Annotated in this window: 12 protein-coding genes and 4 pseudogenes; 10 read left to right on the top strand and 6 right to left on the bottom strand. The window is 69.7% G+C overall.

Going from position 1 to position 13,062, the window contains the following annotated elements; translation table 11 throughout:
- The first annotated feature begins 342 nt into the window (after positions 1-342).
- From ACZ5Y0_RS24955 to ACZ5Y0_RS24945, 3 genes are all read left to right on the top strand, one after another.
- A complete protein-coding gene (locus ACZ5Y0_RS24955; RefSeq protein ID WP_469130900.1) occupies positions 343-879 on the top strand; it encodes a hypothetical protein in 537 nt (178 codons plus the stop codon).
- Positions 880-886: 7 nt separating this feature from the next.
- Complete coding sequence (locus tag ACZ5Y0_RS24950) at positions 887-1,087, top strand: NUDIX hydrolase (RefSeq protein WP_469130899.1); 201 nt, start codon at positions 887-889, stop codon at positions 1,085-1,087.
- Positions 1,088-1,722: 635 nt separating this feature from the next.
- Positions 1,723-2,247 (top strand): hypothetical protein, encoded by a 525-nt coding sequence (locus tag ACZ5Y0_RS24945; protein WP_469130898.1) that lies wholly within the window; start codon positions 1,723-1,725, stop codon positions 2,245-2,247.
- Between the two features lie 147 nt (positions 2,248-2,394).
- Here the strand turns inward: ACZ5Y0_RS24945 and ACZ5Y0_RS24940 are convergent, their stop codons facing one another.
- The gene (locus ACZ5Y0_RS24940) at positions 2,395-3,576 is read right to left on the bottom strand and encodes an FAD-dependent monooxygenase (RefSeq protein ID WP_469130897.1); all 1,182 of its coding nucleotides are present in this window, start codon (positions 3,574-3,576) and stop codon (positions 2,395-2,397) included.
- A gap of 81 nt (positions 3,577-3,657) precedes the next feature.
- On the opposite strand from ACZ5Y0_RS24940, the gene ACZ5Y0_RS24935 reads away from it, so the two are divergent.
- Positions 3,658-4,245: a TetR/AcrR family transcriptional regulator gene (locus ACZ5Y0_RS24935; protein WP_469130896.1), complete on the top strand. Its 588-nt coding sequence runs from the start codon at positions 3,658-3,660 to the stop codon at positions 4,243-4,245.
- Between the two features lie 459 nt (positions 4,246-4,704).
- Here the strand turns inward: ACZ5Y0_RS24935 and ACZ5Y0_RS24930 are convergent.
- Positions 4,705-4,791: pseudogene (locus ACZ5Y0_RS24930) on the bottom strand (IS5/IS1182 family transposase); the annotation flags it as partial.
- Positions 4,792-4,870: 79 nt separating this feature from the next.
- Between ACZ5Y0_RS24930 and ACZ5Y0_RS24925 the strand changes: the two are divergent.
- The 3 genes and pseudogenes from ACZ5Y0_RS24925 to ACZ5Y0_RS24915 form a co-directional block, all read left to right on the top strand.
- A complete protein-coding gene (locus tag ACZ5Y0_RS24925; RefSeq protein WP_086173352.1) occupies positions 4,871-5,026 on the top strand; it encodes a DUF6131 family protein in 156 nt (51 codons plus the stop codon).
- Positions 5,027-5,282: 256 nt separating this feature from the next.
- Positions 5,283-5,651: pseudogene (locus ACZ5Y0_RS24920) on the top strand (TerC family protein); the annotation flags it as partial.
- A 553-nt stretch (positions 5,652-6,204) separates the two neighbouring features.
- Positions 6,205-6,615: pseudogene (locus ACZ5Y0_RS24915) on the top strand (transposase); the annotation flags it as partial.
- A 48-nt stretch (positions 6,616-6,663) separates the two neighbouring features.
- Here the strand turns inward: ACZ5Y0_RS24915 and ACZ5Y0_RS24910 are convergent.
- Positions 6,664-7,068, bottom strand: a complete 405-nt coding sequence (locus tag ACZ5Y0_RS24910) for a type II toxin-antitoxin system PemK/MazF family toxin (RefSeq protein WP_469131001.1) — start codon at positions 7,066-7,068, stop codon at positions 6,664-6,666.
- Between the two features lie 84 nt (positions 7,069-7,152).
- Here ACZ5Y0_RS24910 and ACZ5Y0_RS24905 point away from each other — a divergent pair, with 84 nt between their 5' ends.
- Positions 7,153-7,806, top strand: coding sequence for an IS701 family transposase (locus tag ACZ5Y0_RS24905; protein ID WP_469130895.1), 654 nt, complete (start codon positions 7,153-7,155; stop codon positions 7,804-7,806).
- Entirely contained in the window at positions 7,797-8,168 is a 372-nt protein-coding gene (locus tag ACZ5Y0_RS24900; protein ID WP_469130894.1) for a hypothetical protein, read from the top strand. The genes ACZ5Y0_RS24905 and ACZ5Y0_RS24900 overlap by 10 nt, the downstream gene beginning before the upstream one ends.
- Positions 8,169-8,206: 38 nt before the next feature.
- Here the strand turns inward: ACZ5Y0_RS24900 and ACZ5Y0_RS24895 are convergent, their stop codons facing one another.
- The 3 genes and pseudogenes from ACZ5Y0_RS24895 to ACZ5Y0_RS24885 all read right to left on the bottom strand — a co-directional run bounded on the left by ACZ5Y0_RS24895 (position 8,207) and on the right by ACZ5Y0_RS24885 (position 9,929).
- Positions 8,207-9,124: an RCC1 domain-containing protein gene (locus ACZ5Y0_RS24895; RefSeq protein ID WP_469130893.1), complete on the bottom strand. Its 918-nt coding sequence runs from the start codon at positions 9,122-9,124 to the stop codon at positions 8,207-8,209.
- Positions 9,125-9,186: 62 nt separating this feature from the next.
- Positions 9,187-9,378: pseudogene (locus ACZ5Y0_RS24890) on the bottom strand (IS5/IS1182 family transposase); the annotation flags it as partial.
- Between the two features lie 95 nt (positions 9,379-9,473).
- Positions 9,474-9,929, bottom strand: a complete 456-nt coding sequence (locus tag ACZ5Y0_RS24885) for a hypothetical protein (RefSeq protein WP_469130892.1) — start codon at positions 9,927-9,929, stop codon at positions 9,474-9,476.
- Positions 9,930-10,339: 410 nt separating this feature from the next.
- Here ACZ5Y0_RS24885 and ACZ5Y0_RS24880 point away from each other — a divergent pair, with 410 nt between their 5' ends.
- Positions 10,340-12,886 (top strand): hypothetical protein, encoded by a 2,547-nt coding sequence (locus ACZ5Y0_RS24880; RefSeq protein WP_469130891.1) that lies wholly within the window; start codon positions 10,340-10,342, stop codon positions 12,884-12,886.
- Positions 12,887-13,062: the final 176 nt, after the last annotated feature.

Below are 13,062 nucleotides of genomic sequence, written 5' to 3'. Positions count from 1 at the left end.
GGGCCATCTGGGGCTGCCGGGGGTCGCGTCACTCTCGTACCCCAGCTCGGCTGTGCTCTCCCGCCTGCTGGCCGCACAGCATGTGTGGGTGAAGGCGTCCGTACCATATCGTTCGGCGCCACGGGCGGATGGTTCAGGGATCGTAGGGAGGCCCATCCGAGCAGCCGCTGCCGTTGACGAGATGGCGTGCCGTGCCGCCCGTCCCGGCACGGGACCCGACACCGGCGTCCTGCCACCCTTCGGGCACAACAATCATGCGATCAGCGCGTGGCGTCGTGTTCCCTGACGTGGCGCGGGTGAGCATGTGGGAACCCAGCCCTCTTCCCGCACCGAGGCGATGCGATGCCCGACCGCGCCGACCCTGTCCGCCCCGAGAACGTCGCAGCGCGGTGGATCTCGCGGCACCGGCCGCCGGAGCAGTCACTGTTCAGCGGCATCTACGGACTGGTGCTGGCCAGCGCCCTGGTGGCCGCGCTGGACGCGACGGGCGAAGAGGCCGATCCCGGTTCGGACGCGCTGTGGGTCCTGCTCACCGCACTGGCGTCAGGCGCCGCCCACGGGTACGCGCACGTCATCGCCCAGCGTGCGTCCGTCGACGGGGCAGCCACCACCGGCAGACTGCGGTTGGTGCTCGCCGAGTGGCCACTGGTCGCCGCCGTGCTGCCTACGGTGGGGATACTGCTTGGCGCGGTAGGCGGGTGGTGGACAGAGGCCACGGCAGTGGACGCGGCCCTGCTGTTCAACACCATCGCCTTGTTCGGCTGGGGCGCCTGGGCCGCCCGCACCGCCGGGCACGGATGGCCGTCCTCGTGCCGGGCAGGGGGGCTGGACATGCTGATCGGCCTGGTGATCATTGTCGCGAATGCCCTGATCAAGTAGTGAGGTCATGGTCGGTGACGCCGCAGATGTCGGCGAATCCCATGAACAGGCTGCCGCGCGGGAGTTGGCCGCAGAGATGGGCGGCCGTGGCCTGCCGCGCTTGCTGTTCACGTTCATCAACCGCAGCGGCTTGAGCCCTCACTGGCTCGGCGTGCACGAAGCCGTGGTTCCGGACGCTGTGACCCCCGATCCCGATGAGGTCGCCTGACGTGGCCGGCTGACCGAGTCGGAGCTTCACTCGGCCCTGTTGCAGTGGCGCTTCACTCCCCATAGCCACGAAGCCTTCAGCCGGTATCTTGCGTTCCGGACCGCGCAGTCCTGACCCTTCTCGCCTCTTCGACCGGGCCCTTCAGCCCAGGGACTGTTGTTCGGCTCGGGCGCGAGTGGTCTTGAGCGCCCGGTGAACCAGGGCAGCATCGTGGCGACGACCCTCACTGTCACAGATCGGCTGGCCGAAGGCAGCCAGGCAGGCACGACGGGATGCCACCACGCCGGCCGAGGGAAGCCCGACCAGAGCGAGCACGGTGGGCGCCATCCGGCAGGCAGCCGCCCGGCCAGGAACGCGGAACAGGCGCACGGCCGCACGGCGTTCAGGAACCTGTACACGAGGACCGGCTCTCCGGCCGGTGCACCTTCCCGGGCCTGGCCGACCGCCTGGTTCGAAGAACCGCCACCCGGCCACCCGTCATCACGTGGCAGAGTCCTTGCCACCGGCGAGGCGTACAGCCGCCCCTGCCACCACAAGAAGGGCCATCGGACCCCGGCGCACCGAGGAGCGGCAGACTTGACGGCCTGGGCCATGTGCAGCGGGCACGCGGCCGAAGAACTTCACGGGGTACGTCGGTGGATCTCAGCTCCTTGATCATCGCGGTGGCAGGCGTCGCAGGAACCCTGGGAGGGGCGCTACTCACCCAGCGCGGTTCCGAACGAGCGAAGCGCCGGGAGATGGAACTCGTTCGAGACCATGAGGAGGTCCGCGAGAACCGTTCTCTGCGACGCACCTGCTACGTGGAACTCAACCGAGATGCCCGGCAGTTCACCACCGCGCTCAACCGCCACCTGCACGTCATGAGAGAACGCGGCGTGGAGGAGGCCGACAGCGACGCACTCGAGGAGGCGAAGAACGCGCACCGCGATCGATACTCCGAAGCACAGATGATCGCCCCCGAAGAAGTACTCATGCGGGCGAGTGTCGTCAACCAAGCCCTGAACAAGGTCTACGGCCAGGTCAAGCGCCTCGAGCGCGGTGCCCCCGAACCAGGCGAAACGATGGAGACCGCAGCCCAGGCCCAGTACGAGGTCTGGGAGATGCTCCGGACCATGAGAACCGCCATGCGCCACGACCTCGGTGTGACGCATGAAGATTGAGAGCCGGCACTCAGCTCCGTGCGAACTGTGAGATCCGTTCTCAGGAAGGTCTCGAGATGCCCGCAGCCGGGCAGTTCCGCGAGGGTGGCGCTGCGTGTTCGGTCGGCCCCGGCGCAGGGGGACGGGACGTGACTGTGGTGTTCACCGTTACTGCGTGGCGGGGGAGGATGGTGGTTGCCAGCCCAGGACCGTGTCCAGGGCTCTCAGCGACAGCGCTTGCGGCGTGGCTCGTACTGCCAGGTTCCGGATGGACACGGCCAGTGGGTGGGAGAGCCGGGCGACTTCGCCGATGCGCCGGGAGCGGCGGCTGATCCGGGTGGTCCGCCGGTGTCTGGCCCTCGTATAGGCGGCGAGCGCGGTCGGCACGTCATCGGCGGGTGCGAGGAGATGCGCCGCCACTACGGCGTCCTCGATGGCCTGGCAACCGCCTTGTCCCATGTTGGGGGTCATCGCGTGGGCGGCGTCGCCGAGCAGGGCCACCCGGCCGACGTGCATCCGGGGCAGAGGCGCGACCAGCTCGTGGAAATCATGGTGGAGTATGCCGACCGGGTTTGGATCCCGCTGGTCCAGCCGGTCCAGCAGTGCGGGTATCGGATCGTGCCACGCGCCGAAGCGCCGGATCAGCTCCGCGTGATGGCCGGTTTCCGGTCTCGCGCCGGGGCCGGAAACGGCGGTGGCGTAGACGTAGATGCGGCCATCGGCGAGTGGAACGACGCCGAACCGCTCGCCTCGCCCCCAGGTTTCGGCAGCCGGCTGGGCAGGCAGGCCCGCACCGGGAAGCACCGCTCGCCATCCGGCCTCACCGGCGTGACGCAGCCCGCCGTGGGCGGGGAAGAGCTGTCCGCGGAGCACGCTGCGAATGCCGTCCGCCGCCAGTACGACGTCGGCGCGTAGGTCCCCTGCCGAGGTACGCACGGCCACGGCGTCCCCCGCGTCGTCCACGCCGGTCACTGATACGCCGAGGCGTACGACACCGGCGGGCAGTGCGGTCGCGAGAGCGTCGATCAGGAAGCCGCGGTGCACGGCACGCGCGGAAAGCCCGTAGCGGGCGGGCACCGCGCCGCCGTCGGATCGACTCAGCCAAGTGCCGTCGGGGGTACGCAGCCCGATCTGACCGGGCAGTGCGTCACCCGCCCACACGTCGGGACCCAAGCCGATCGAATCCAGGGCGCGCAGCGCGTTCGGGGCGAGCACGATGCCCGCGCCCGCACCCGTGAGTTCGGCGGCCCGTTCGCACACGGTGACGCGCCATCCGCGGCGGCTCAGGCCCACCGCCGCGGTCAAGCCCCCGATTCCGCCTCCGACCACAACAGCATGACGAACACCCATGTCGACTGCCTCCTCCAACCCTTGTCGCCTCTACATCTGTAGAGGCGACAAGTCCGCACTCTACATCTGTAGAGTGCGGGTATGTCCATCCCTGACCGCCGGGACCTGATCGCCGATGCCGCCATCAGCACCGTGGCCACCGCCGGACTGCGCGGCCTGACCCATCGCGCAGTCGACGCCGCCGCGGGCCTGCCGGCCGGAAGCACGTCGTACTACTTCCGCACCCGCAGCACTCTGATCAGCGCCTGCTACCTCCGCCTGGCCGAACTCTCGGTAGCCGACGCGGATCGCTGGGAAGCGGACCACGGGCGCCCCCCGGACTTGGACTCCGCCGCAGGCGCGCTGGCCGCACTGCTGCACCACTGGCTGACGGCGGCGCGCGAGCGCCAGCTCGCCCGCTTCGAACTCAGCCTGGAGGCGACCCGACGGCCGGAGCTGCGTGCCGACCTGCGGACCGCCGGGCTCGCCGCACGGTCCAGGGCCACCGCCCTGCTGGCAGCGCTCGGGGCTCCTCGTCCGGCGCCGGCAGCGGATCTGCTCGTCGCCTGGACCGACGGCCTGCTGTACGACTGGCTCGTCGGCGCAATGGCCACGACCCGCCCCCTGCCCGATGCGGCCGAGCTGACCCCAGTGGTCCGGCGGATGCTCGAAGCCGCGCTTTCCACCTGACCGAAGCCGCCCATCTCGCCGGCGTGAGGACGTGTTCGGCCTGGCGGCCGCTCTCAGGATCATGTTCACGTGGCTGTCCGCGGTCGGTGCGTCGGCGCTTTGATCTGCACGGCCTGACGGGCGCCGGAGAAGAGCAGGTTGCCGCGGTGGGCGACCTTGATGCGACGGATCGCGGCGCGGCCGTGGCCGGTGCCATGGATGCGGCCTTGGAGCGGGATGCCCTTCCAGGGCAGGGGCTTCGGCTGCTGGCGCGGCTTCTTCTGATCGCCCTTGACGATGGCGATGTGGTGGGCCCGGCGGCCTAGGAGGCAGGCGGCGTGCTCGCGTTGCGTGTGGAGCGCGTCGCTGGTGACCACGGTTCCGGCCAGGTCGGCGACGCTGTCCAGCAGCGGCTGCTGGGAGCGGCTGGCCTCCCCGGTCTTCTCGCCGACATCGAGCTGGCTGGAGAGGCGCCAGCTTTCCGCGACGCGAGCGGATGGGTGGGATGCCGCAGACCAGCGGGATGAGGACCTGGCTGTCGTGGAGACTGGCCGCGGAGATGCCGATCCCAGAAGACACCAGGGCTTCCCTAATGCCGTGGCGAGGTCCACAGTGAAAGCAGCACTACGGCGCAACGGAGGCGGTCATGCTCCTGCTAGGCATCATTCTGCTGGTTGTCGGATTCGTTACCGGCATATCGATCCTGTGGACGATCGGGATCATCCTCGCGGTCATCGGCGCCATCCTGTGGATCATGGGATCCATGGGCCACGCAGTCGCCGGCCGTCGACACTACTGGTGACCTGCCTCCTTACCCGGCACCGAAGCGACATCCCCGCGTAGCTGGTCCAGCGGCGCAGGATCGGGTGCAGGGCGTGCCGGGTAAGCCAGGCACTGGCCAGGCTGATCGCCGCTCCGGTGGCGACATCGCTCCGATGCACCGCGGAGGCCGAGGCGGCCGTGAAGGCGGCCGCCGCGAAGGCGCGTACGCGCCGTTGACCTGCCTCCTGAGGATCATGCCAGGCACTTGGAGTGGCCTGTGGGTGAGCCTCGCCCTGATCTTCGGCGCGCTCGTCTTCCGCTCGATCGTCCTCTCCCTCGGCGTGGCCGTGGTCAGCCGCTTCACCGCCGTGCTGTTCGCCTTTGCGGCGGTGCTCTTCTACAGCACCTACAAGCTCCGCAAGTTCCTCTCGGTGCGCGACGAGTACGCCGGGGCGAGGTTCTCCGTCAAGGAAGCCGGCATATGGATGGCGACCCCGCTGTTCGCGGTGGTCGCCGCGGTCGAGGCCGCCGACTGATCTCCGCCGTCGACAGTGTGCCCGCCGTCCTCGCGGTCAGCGACGACGCCTTCATCGTCTACACCAGCAACGCCTTCGCCATCCTCGGCCTGAGGGCCCTTCATGCTCGCCGGCCTGCTGGACCGCTTCTCTGCTCAGCCTCAAAAGGCCCGCCCCGATAGGCGTTCTGAAACAGACCGACGAACGGGACGCCTCCCGCGGCCACCGTCCTGCCGTGCCGCCCAGCAGGGCCAGATTCCAGCCGTCGCCGAGAAGTACGAGCGCGCAGACTAGCGGCGCGACGGAGGTCGGCGGGGCGAGAGCCGCGGACAGGCCGGCGGCCAGCAGGACGGCACCGGCCGCGGAAGCGACCCGCCGCCCGCCGATCCGGTCCGGGAGCAGGCCGCTCAGCGGCGACGGCAGGACATCGCGCCCACGTGCAGGGCGATGACCAGTCCCACAGCCTGCGTCGCCTGCCCGTGGCCGGTCATGGACGGGCGCCATGGTCATCGCGGCGATCAGCACCAGCTGAGCGGTGATCATCACGGTGGCGCCGGTGATGACGTCGGGCGTACGGAGTACCGGGCCAAGGGACTCGGTGCCGGGCTCGGCCACGGCACCGCGGGGTTCCCGGGGCGGTGCCAGGAGCAGCGGGTCCGGGCGCAGCCGGACCAGCAGCACCAGGGCCGCGGCGGTGTAGGCCGGCGAACTTGCAGGTCAGAGCCCTGTGGGCCGGGGTAAGCCCGGTTCCAGAAGGTACGTCGCGTCCGACGCGAACGGACTGCCCGTACGCGTCGGACTCACCGCGGCCGATACCCACGACAGCCAGGCCCCGAAGCCGATGCTGCCCCATTTCCACATGGGACACGAGTCCCACGCGACCGATTCCAAGCTCCAGCGCCTTCACGCCGACAAGGCGTACGACGTGCCTCACCTGCGGCGATGATCATGGGGCAAACGCATCGGCGTCCGCATCGCCCGCAAGGGCATCGACTCAAGCGAACGGCTCGGCCGCCGCAGGTGGGTCATCGAGCGCACCATGTCCTGGCTGACCGGCTACCGCCGTCTCCACCACCGCTACGAACGGACACCAGGCAACTACCTGGCCTTTCTCGTCTCCCGAGATCGCCCATGCCGTCGCGGGCGTCGGCTCCTTCTCCGTCTACCCGAGTTCACCGCGGCGGAGGAGGTCCCTCATCTCGCTGAGCTTCGCGGTCGTTGCCGGGGTCCGCTCCTGTGCTTGTTCAGCGAGTCGGAGGGCATCGTCGATCTCGCTGAGCTTCCTGGAGGACAGGACGCCCGCCCGCTCTATCAGGTCGTCCCGGGACACGGTGGTCAGCCACGTGCACGGGGTGAAGCCTGGACGCGGGAACGCGAGCCGCAGCACGCCTTCGAGCGGCAGCCCTTCACCGGCGCCGACCGTCACTTCGATGCCCAGACCGCTGATGTCGAGGCCCGCCGGAGCGACGACCTGCATCACCTGGAACCCGGACGCGTCTTCTCCTGACAGCAGTACGACCAACCTCCGCTCGTCGAACTGGACCCACCAGACTTCGCCACGTTGCACAAGCCCTCCGATACACAGGACGGCAGGCAGACGCTGCGCGACCTGACGCGGTGTCGAGACGGGTGCGGCCACCGTTGATCACCGGTGTGTGAAGACAAACGATCACGCGGTGGCCGCAGGTCACAGCGTAGACCCTGCCTGCTGGCAGGAGGCGTTCGAGGGCCTGATGAGCCGGACAGCGGGACGCTTCACACGGGTCGAATCCCGACGCCGGCCCGGAAGTCGGTACTCGGCCTGTTGTCGGACCTGCCGCGCAAGAAATGCTGGCCCATCGCCGAGTGGGCCGGGGACAGGACCCCGGACGGCATGCAGCACCTGCTCGGGAGGGCGAAGTGGGATGCCGACCAGGTCCGCGACGAGGTGGGTGACTACGTGGTCGAGCATCTGCACGGTGCTGGTGGTCGACGAGACCGGCGACATGAAGAAGGCACCGACACGGTTGGAGTCCAGCGGCAGTACACCGGCACCGCGGGCAGGATCGCCAACGCCCAGGTCGCCGTCCACCTGGTCTACGCCGGTCGCCGCGGGCACGCCGCAGTGGACCGGGAACTCTACGTTCCGCGTTCCTGGACCTCTGATCCCGACCGCTGCCGGGCCGCCGGCCACGGTGACCATACGGGGTGCGCGACCAAGCCGGAGCTGGCCGCTCGCATGGTCACCCGATTCCTCGACGCCGGCCATCGAGCCGCCTGGGTCGCGGGAGACACCGCTGCTACTCGCCTGCCGCAGTGCCGCTGACCACCCTGGTGCGCGTTGCTGGATCAAGGTGGCGGGTCGAGGAGTTTTTCCAGTCCGGCAAGGGCCTGGCGGCCCTGGACGAGCACCAGGTCCGCCGCTACCCGTCCTGGTCTCGCTGGGTCACCCTGGCCATGCTCACGGATGCCTTCCTCGCTGTCCTCCGCGCGAACGAACACGAGGGTCGTCCCTCGCCCGACGAGCTGATACCGCTCACTTGTGACGAGATCCGACGACTGCTCGCCACGCTCGTCAACCGGACCGTCTTTGACCCTGTCCACCGACTTCGCTGGTCCGTCTGGCGACGCCGCCACCAGGGCCGATCCCACACCAGCCACTACCGGCGTCAAGCCGCTCAAGCATGAGGATCACGATCCACGGCTGTTGTATTCAAGGCTTGGAATCAGAATGACGTCTCTGTGGCTCGGGAATGACGGCGTGTCAGTTCGGGTTGGCGCGGCACGGCGGCCTGTGGAAGCCGGACTCCGGACCAGGCATCGACTTCACACTGTCTGTCGGCATTGTTCCCTGTGGCCACGACTGTGCCGTTGGTACGCAGGCCGAGGGTGTGCGTGGAACCGGCCGCCACGGCGACAATGTCGCGCCAATCGCCGACTGCGCACTGTCCGTAGCTGTTGTCTCCTGCTGCGAGGACCCGTCCGGACGCAGTGACACCGACGGTGTGGTGGCTGCCCGCGCCGAGCGCCACCACGTCTTCCCACTCATCGACCTCGCACGCCCCGGTTGCCCGATCGCCGGTCGCTACTGCCCGCCCGTCGGCTCTGAGGCCGACGGTATGGAGATACCCGGCCGAAATGGAGGACAGGTCACGCCACCCTTCAACGGCACACTGCCGTCGCCGGTTGTTCCCCGTGGCCAGGGCAGAACCGTCCGAACGGACGCCGACCGAGTGCCAGTCACCACACGAGAGGACGACCATCTCGCGCCAGGACTGCACGTCGCACTGCCCTTCCGAACTCCGACCAACTGCTAGCACGCGGCCGTTCGCGAGCAGCCCGAGCGTGCGGCGCCAGCCTGCGGCCACGGCCGTGACGCCTCGCCATCCGGCGACATCACATTGCCCGTCGCCATTCCACCCCGTTGCCAGCACCGTACCGTCCGACCGGAGGCCCACCGTATGAGACCTGCCCGTGTTCGTCGCGGTGTGGACGTTGCCAGCTGCCACCGCGACGACGTCTTCCCATCGCTCGACCCGACATTCAGCGGCTGCGGTACTGCCCACGGCGAGAACGGTTCCATCCCAGCGCCGTCCGACCGAATGACGCCTTCCGGCCGCCAGCGCCGACGAGTCAGCGAGCATTCCGCCTCCCTGTGCTCGGCGCGAGTTCGCGACATGGGATGCCACCTTACTTTGCACTGGAATCACAGCGGGGTCCTCAGTCGTCGCCGGCAGATGACGGCACAACCGAGTGTGATGAAGGCCTGGTGGATGTCGTCGCGGATCTCCCAGCGGATGCGTAGGCGGCGGAACCAGTGCAGTGGTGCGATGGCGCCTTCCACGACCCAGCGGTGCGCGCCGAGTCCGGAGCCGTGTTCGGTGCCGCGCCGGGCGATGTGCCGGGCCGCATCAACGCCAACTGACACGCCAAGCGCAATAACTCAAGTCTCACCGGCTGACCACTTCCATGCGTTCACGGCATCGCCTGTCCTCACGTCCGCCGGCGCAGGCTTGCCAGATGGGACGACCTCTCATACACCAGCCGTTCGCGCCCTGAGTCGGCGGCTGTCGTTGTCCTGGTACGGAGGGGACGGCTGAAGTCATCTCCTGGGAGCCTGAGTTGAAGTCGGCGTTCGCGCGGGTGGCGGGCCGGTTCGCTCGGGCGGATCTGCGCCGGCGGATGCGGTACTACGGTCGCGGCCTGGCGCGGCGTCTCAGCAGCCACGATGGCCTTCTGCGCCTCGACCGCCTGCTGCTCCTTGGGGAGCCGATTGATCCGGCGAGCCGACTCCACCTTCAGCTCGCCTGCCTCCACCTGCTCCTGAAGATCAGGCGTGAACTCCAGCAGCGCCAGACGACGCATCACTTGCGCGCGTTCACAGTCGGGCGCGTACTCGAGCGGAGGGCTCTCCCCGTCCGAGGTCTCCTGAGCGTCGACTGCCTTCACCCTGCGTGCCGAGCATCTCCCGGACCTCTTCGCCACGAACGATGCCGAGAGGCCGTCACGTGGCGCTGAGGGATGCCACAGAGCGTCGCCTGTCCGCCAGGGTGTGCTCCAGCCCAGGGTCACCTGTCTCCCGGCATGCAGTGCCCGTCGGGGCAGCCCGGACGTGAATCCGAAGGATCGGAGACGGTGACCAAGCTGCGGCACAGCCACCCCCTCGCACGTGACCGACCACCGTGAAGTCAAAGAGACTTGCCCTTGGTCTCCCGTCGGACGGGCTCGAGGCGGTGGCGCCGGAGTCCCGGCGGAAGTCCCGCGCGGACTGCCCGCCCGTCGTGGGCCCCTGCTTCCCGGCGCGTCGGGCCGGCGGGTTATGGTCCGGCTGCTTGTTCCATTTTTCTCACAGGAGCCTCATGCGCCTCAATCAGGTCTCCCTGGTCACGACCTTCTCGCTCGTGGCCGGCCTGACCACCGCCACCGTTGGACTGGCCGGCTCCGCGGCATACGCCGACGACACGGCCGCACTGCCGCTGTCCGGTTACGCGCACCTGGTGGTCGATCCCGCCCACCAGCACGTCTTCGTCAGCCAGGGCGCCGGCTCGACCGGAATCGTGGTGACCGATCTGTCCGGCACCCCGATCACCACCATTGCCAGGGAGCAGGGCGCCACCGGTCTGGCACTGTCGCCCGACGGCGGCACGCTGTACGCGGCGCTGGCGGACGGCGGCGCGATCGCCGCGATCGACACCGCGACGCTCACCGAGACCGCCCGCTGGACCACCGGGGCCGACAGCTCCCCAGTCTCCGTCGCGGTGGCGGGCGGCCGCGTCTGGTACGGCTACACGGCCGCCGGCAAGGGCGGCATCGGCTTGGTCGACCCGTCCGCGCCCACGCCCGCAGCGATCCCACAGCCGGCCCTGTCGCAGTGGACGACCGCACCGCTGCTCGCCACCGGCGGCGATGTGCTCGCGGCCGAGGAACCGCAGGGCAACCTCAGTCACGTGGCGACCTTCGGCGTCGCGTCGGGCACGGCGTCGGTCAAGGCGGACACCCTGGTCTACGGCGGCACGGCGACCGGGCTCGCCGTCACCGGCGACGGCACGCGGGTGCTGCTGGCCGCCCCGCAACAGCTCGCCCTGCGGGCGTACCGCAGCACGGACCTCGCGGCCGCCGACCCCGCCGCGTACTTCACCGGCGGTTCCGGTTCCGCGCCCGGCTCGGTGGCCGTCGACACCGACGGCACCGTCGCCGTCGCCGGCACCTCCGGCGTCTACCTCTATGCCGGCACGAACACCCTCGCCGAGAACCACCTCACCTTGCCGTCGGGCACGGTTGCCCCGGACGGCCTGGAGTGGGGTGCCGACGGCACGACCCTCTACGCCGTCACCAAGGACTCCTCGGGCGCCTACAGCCTGAACGTGCTGGGCACCCCAAAGCTGACGGACACCGAACTCGCCCTGGGGCACCCGCAGTACGCGGTGCCGACCGCGCGCTACACGGTCAGTGGCTCGCTGAGCACCCGCGGCTTCCTGCCGGCCGGCGCCGCGCTGAAGGTCACCCGCGACGGCAACGCCCTGCCCGACGCCACACTCGGCGCGGACGGCACGTTCACGTTCACCGACCTCCGGCAGGACGAGGGCACGTACACCTACCAGGTGGCGTACGCCGGTGACGCCACCCACCGCCCCGCGACGGCCTCGCTGACCGTGAACGTGGCGAAGCTGCCGACCGATGTCGTGGGCACCGACATCACCTCGGCGAACCCCGGCTCGGTCGTCATCACCGGCCGCCTCATGGCCCAGCTGGGCCTGGGCACCTTCCCGCAGGGCACCACCGTCCAGGTGGCCCGGCGCGACGAGGCCACCCAGCAGACGGTGCCGCTGGGATCCGTACCCGTGGACCCGGCCACCCTCCGGTTCACCGTCACCGACGCCCCGGGCGGCGCCGGCTCGTTCATGTACGTCTTCACGTACGCCGGGGACGCCACCCACCAGCCGTCCGAGAGCGGCATGGGCATCGTGGTCGCCCCGTACGCCCCGACACTGACGCTGAACGCCCCGGCGACCGCCGTCCGGGGGGCGGCCCTGTCCTTCGGCGGCAAGCTCGGTGACGGCCCGTACGCCGCCGGCCGGACGGTCACCGTGTCCCGCAAGGACGCCGCCCACAGCACCCCGGTGACCTGGACCACGCCGGTGGCCGCCGACGGCACCATCACGGTGAAGGACACCCCCGACATCGGCGGCGCCAACACCTACACGGTGACCTACCCCGGTGACGCCTCCCACAAGGCGGCCACCGCGGTCGCCACCGTCCAGGTGTCCCGCGCGGCGACCGCCCTGACCGTCACCAGCAGCGCGCCCTCGTACGCGTACGGCGCGACGGCCACCGTCACCGCGCACCTGGGCACCACGTACAACGGCCGCACGGTGTCGATCTACGCCACGCCCTACGGCGGGGCGAAGACCCTGGTCACGACGGGCACCGTGGACACCTACGGCAACCTGAAGACCACCTACAAGGTCACCCGCAACACCACCTTCACCGCCTCCTTCGCAGGCGACCACCGCTACGCCCCCGCGACGGCCACCCGCACCGTCAACGGCTACGTGAAGATCGCGACAGCGCTCGGCGGCTACTACACGAGCACCACATACAGCGGGATGACCTACCGCGTCTTCCACAAGACGGTGAAGCCCACGGTCACCGCGACCGTCACGCCCAACAAGGCGGGCCAGTGCGAGCGCTTCCAGGTCCAGCAGTACTACAGCGGCGCCTGGCACACGCTCACCACGTCGGGCTGCTACACCCTGTCGTCGACGAGCAGCGCGAAGGCGCAGCTCAGCCTCACCAACGCAGTCAACCAGAAGTTCCGCGTCCGCTCCGAGTACGAGCGCTCCACAAAGGACCTCAGCAACGTGAGCACGTGGGGCGGCTGGCTCTACTTCGTGGTGCGCACCTGAACCCGTGACCTGGCCGGAGGCCGCCCGGACGGCGCTGGGCTGTGCCGTGGTGTGCGGCCTGGCGTACGCCGCACGGGCCTGCTGGACCAGGACAGGGGCCCGTTCCAGGCGCCGGTGGTGATGGTGCTGGCCCGCTGGTGAGGGGAGGGGCACCACGACTGGGCTCCCGCCGTACG

The organism is Streptomyces sp. NPDC033216 (genome assembly GCF_055577115.1).
Note: the sequence above shows the minus strand (reverse complement) of the source record. Positions and strands in the feature narration are given on the sequence as shown.